Source organism: Deferribacterota bacterium (assembly GCA_034189185.1).
Classification (GTDB): Bacteria; Chrysiogenota; Deferribacteres; order Deferribacterales; family UBA228; genus UBA228.
The window spans coordinates 1-3,705 of the sequence record JAXHVM010000174.1; the positions used below are offsets into that span (position 1 = coordinate 1).

The 3,705-nt window shown below is 29.1% G+C and carries 6 protein-coding genes; 1 reads left to right on the top strand and 5 read right to left on the bottom strand.

The genetic code is table 11. The features are described from left to right. The coding region (locus SVN78_09315) for a hypothetical protein (GenBank protein MDY6821804.1) at nt 1-337 on the top strand (337 nt) is incomplete at its 5' end. A 7-nt stretch (nt 338-344) separates the two neighbouring features. Here the strand turns inward: SVN78_09315 and tsaA are convergent. The 5 genes from tsaA to SVN78_09340 all read right to left on the bottom strand — a co-directional run bounded on the left by tsaA (nt 345) and on the right by SVN78_09340 (nt 3,502). Continuing rightward, a complete protein-coding gene (tsaA, locus tag SVN78_09320; protein MDY6821805.1) occupies nt 345-761 on the bottom strand; it encodes a tRNA (N6-threonylcarbamoyladenosine(37)-N6)-methyltransferase TrmO in 417 nt (138 codons plus the stop codon). 67 nt (nt 762-828) lie between these two features. Next, nucleotides 829-1,770 carry an alpha/beta hydrolase gene (locus tag SVN78_09325; protein ID MDY6821806.1) on the bottom strand — a complete coding sequence of 314 codons (942 nt, stop codon included), beginning with the start codon at nt 1,768-1,770 and terminating at the stop codon, nt 829-831. Between the two features lie 199 nt (nt 1,771-1,969). Next, the gene (locus SVN78_09330) at nt 1,970-2,308 is read right to left on the bottom strand and encodes a DUF190 domain-containing protein (protein ID MDY6821807.1); all 339 of its coding nucleotides are present in this window, start codon (nt 2,306-2,308) and stop codon (nt 1,970-1,972) included. A 9-nt stretch (nt 2,309-2,317) separates the two neighbouring features. Further along, entirely contained in the window at nt 2,318-2,698 is a 381-nt protein-coding gene (crcB, locus tag SVN78_09335; GenBank protein ID MDY6821808.1) for a fluoride efflux transporter CrcB, read from the bottom strand. Nucleotides 2,699-2,764: 66 nt separating this feature from the next. After that, nucleotides 2,765-3,502, bottom strand: coding sequence for a sulfite exporter TauE/SafE family protein (locus SVN78_09340; protein MDY6821809.1), 738 nt, complete (start codon nt 3,500-3,502; stop codon nt 2,765-2,767). Nucleotides 3,503-3,705: the final 203 nt, after the last annotated feature.

The following is a 3,705-nucleotide window of genomic DNA, read 5'->3' on the forward strand; positions in this document are numbered from 1 at the left end:
AAGATATGATAGGCAGATTAGTAAGACATACAAAGACCTACAAAAAATAGAAAACTCCCTTACAAGGCAAATCCAAAGAGAAGAATTAAAGGCAACCCCTGGAGTTATAAACAAGGTGAGGCTAGCCCATGATCAAAGGGTAGCAAATAAAGCTGATAGAAAAATGGATAGAGCAGAATTAGAATATTTGAAAGACACTCAAGAAACCCTTAGGGATATTAACAGATACTACAACCAAGCTGAGAGAAGGAGCATAGAAACGTATAAGCCTTATACTAAGGCAACATATGTTCCTAGTAATGTGGATTATACGGGTAATGTGGATTATACGGGTTAATTAATAATTAGTTTTCAAAAACTGGTTTAACATAGGGTTTTATATCTAGAATTGGTGTTTCATTAAGCATATCAATATGTTTAACGTGGATTTTGTTTTCAACGATATCTATTACCCTAAGAATAGATAAACCAATAGGATTAGGTCTATTTGGGGAACAGATGCTAAATACCCCCAATTCTTTATCACCATGTGGTGGGACCCTTCTTAATAAATCCTTTGTAAATTTTTTAGATTTATGAAAATAAAACAAAACGACTATTAAACTATTTTTCTTTATATCCAGTAGGCCTTCTAAATATGCTTTATTTATTATAATATCACCAACCAAATCGGATAGATTATAATGTCTTGGTACATCTTTGTGGTTATGTTTTACATAACCAATGGGCTTAAAAATTATTAAATCTTTATCTTTAATCATAATTAAGTTATTAGCAGTAAATAACCTTATTAATTTATAAGGTCAAGCTATAATTTTGTTATTGTTTTTAATTAATTCTATCTAAAATCCATTTATCAGCGGTTTTATATACTTCTTCTTTTCCAATCTCATTAAATATTTCGTGATAGAAACCTTCAAAACCTTTTAATGTTTTGTCTTCAACTTCTAGCTTATCATAATAGCTGATTATATCATTTGGTGGCACTACCATATCTTCTGTTCCATACATTACAAGTATGGGTGAATTCGTTTCATCTGCATTTCTTTGTATATAGCTCATGTTCTGTGAAAGCTCAACGGACATACGCATTTTTATAGCTTCATGACATACTAATGGATCATTAACATAGGCTTCAACTACTGATGGGTCATGGGACAAATATTCAGGTGGAATCTGAGTGCCTGGCATAGGGAAGCTTCCTATAAAATCAACATTTGATACGATTGGCCCCAAAGCACCAGTTAATGTGTTAACAAATTGAGGAACTGCTATTCCTGCAAGATATGCTCCCACTGATGGGCTTGATAAAATTAAATAATCAAAATCTTCTGGATAAACTAGAGCATGTTTTGCAGCTATTTCTCCTCCCATTGAGTGCCCTAATAAAAATAATTTTCTATTATTATTCTCTAATTTTCTAACTACATTTCCTATATAATAGTGTAGATCATCTAAAAAGAAGTCAAAGTCTTCTACATTCCACCTGTCTCCTTCTGACCTGCCATGTCCTCTATGATCTAATGCATATACTGATAGTCCAAGTTTTGTGTAATGATCAGCCATTTCTATATACCTACCAGAGTGTTCTCCAAATCCGTGGGCTATAACAAGTATTGCTTTTGGATTTTCTACCTGCCAATATTGGTAGTATATTTTATCATTTAATTGACCAGTGAAATAACCATCTTTGTGTGTGATATTTTGTGCGTTAAGATTTAGTATAAAAAACAAAACAAACATAAAAAGGTAAACACTTTTCTTAATCATATTAAATCCCCTTTTTTTATTATTAATAATTAATATTAGACAAATTTTTAATTTAAATCAATATTATATTGATTAATGAATGCCTAAAAGGGAGTTATATATAATTTATGCTTTGGTAAACAAGATTACTTCTAATAGATATACTTTCATTTTATTAATTATTTATTTATTTGCCTTATGCAAAGCACAAAATATAAGTTTACTTTGAATTTCCTCGATAAAATATTACATGTGCTTTATGGGTGGTTACTAAACCTTCCTTTACTAACTTATCAATTATCGGCAAGAATTCATTTATTTTTTCTTCAACATCTACAATCTCTATTATAACGGGCAAATCTTGAGAAAGCCTTAGTATTTTAGATGTATGGACAATACTATTTGCACCAAAACCTAAACAACCTCTAATTACCGTTCCTCCAGCCATACCAAATTTTCTTGCTTCTTCAATTATCACCTCATAAAGTGATTTTGTCCCTGATTTATCATTTTCTCCGACAAAGATTCTAAGTAATTTTGCCTCACTCTCATTTTTCATATGTATTCCTCAAAAAAAGATTTTTATTAATATAATTCCAATAATAAAAAAAACTAAACCTAATATATTATGCAAAAATATATTTATGAGTGCTAATAAATATTCAGAGGATCTTAAAAGTTGTCCTGTTTCTAATATAAATGTAGAAAAAGTTGTGAAAGCACCTAAAAAACCAATAAATATAGCTACTCTAAGCTGTGCAGGAACTTGCAAATACTCGTCAAAAAGTGTAAAAATAGTTCCTGCTAGGAAGCAACCAGATAGATTGACGAATAATGTTCCCCATGGATAGGTAAAACTAAAAAATTTGTGAACAATATTCGTAAAACCATATCTACAAAGTGAGCCCAAAGCGCCAGCTAATGCTATGTAAATAAGCCTATGAACCATTAATTAATAATTATAAAAATAATTAATACATTATTAAAGTATTTTTTGCTCTTTTTGTTCAACTATTTAAAATATAAGCAGTAGAATAGAAAAGATTAATATTGCTATAAGCACAATGCCTTTTAATATTTTTAGGTTTACTGAGACATTTATGTAGGAGCCTAGATATGCACCAAAAATATTTCCACATGCTAAAACACCACCAGATAAGAGATCAATTTTTACTGAAAAAGTAAATATAAGTAGTGAAATTACTGTAAATAAGAGAATTATAAAGCTTTTTATAATATTAATTTGTGATAGGTTATAATTGAACAAACTTAAAGCTCCAATAATAAAGAACCCGACACCAGCTTGAATAAAGCCACCATATATTCCAATAAGGAAAAATATAAAATATTTTATTTTCGTAAATTTTCTAAAGTTAGTTATGTTTAGATTTATATTATTTTTCATATTAATCAAGGAGAGGAAAACAAAAAAAAGCATAAAGAAAATTAAGTATTTTTTAAAATTTGCATCACTTATAAGGCTTGCAAAAATGCTACCTAAAATAGCTCCAATAAGAGCTGGAATGGCAAATTCTGTACCGTCTTTTTTTATGTTAATGAGTTTTCTTTTATTAAAATAGAGAAAGGCCACAAATGTTTGAGCTAATATGCCTACTCTATTTGTAGCATTAGCCACAGTAGGGGGAAGACCCATAAAGATTAAAAAAGGAATGGTAATAAAAGAGCCTCCACCTGCAAGAATATTAACAGCGCTAGTTATAACAGCTATAAAGAATAAAAATAAGTAATTCAACCTATTACCAATTGATATATTTAAAAATAAATATTACTACTTTTTTCGATTAAACAAAACTGGTAATTTTATATATACATTGAAATTATAAGTTTTAAAGGGATGTACAGTTATTATGTTTCTAGCTATTTTATTTGTGTTAATATTTAGATAAAAGACTTTGTGTTTAAAAATTTAGCTTGATTTTTACCTAAAAGTTAATA

Bases quoted from the DNA above. Each gene is read 5' to 3' on its own strand.
- tsaA (MDY6821805.1), bottom strand. From the start codon at position 761: ATGATTAAAGATAAAGATTTAATAATTTTTAAGCCCATTGGTTATGTA.
- SVN78_09325 (MDY6821806.1), bottom strand. From the start codon at position 1,770: ATGATTAAGAAAAGTGTTTACCTTTTTATGTTTGTTTTGTTTTTTATA.
- SVN78_09330 (MDY6821807.1), bottom strand. From the start codon at position 2,308: ATGAAAAATGAGAGTGAGGCAAAATTACTTAGAATCTTTGTCGGAGAA.
- crcB (MDY6821808.1), bottom strand. From the start codon at position 2,698: ATGGTTCATAGGCTTATTTACATAGCATTAGCTGGCGCTTTGGGCTCA.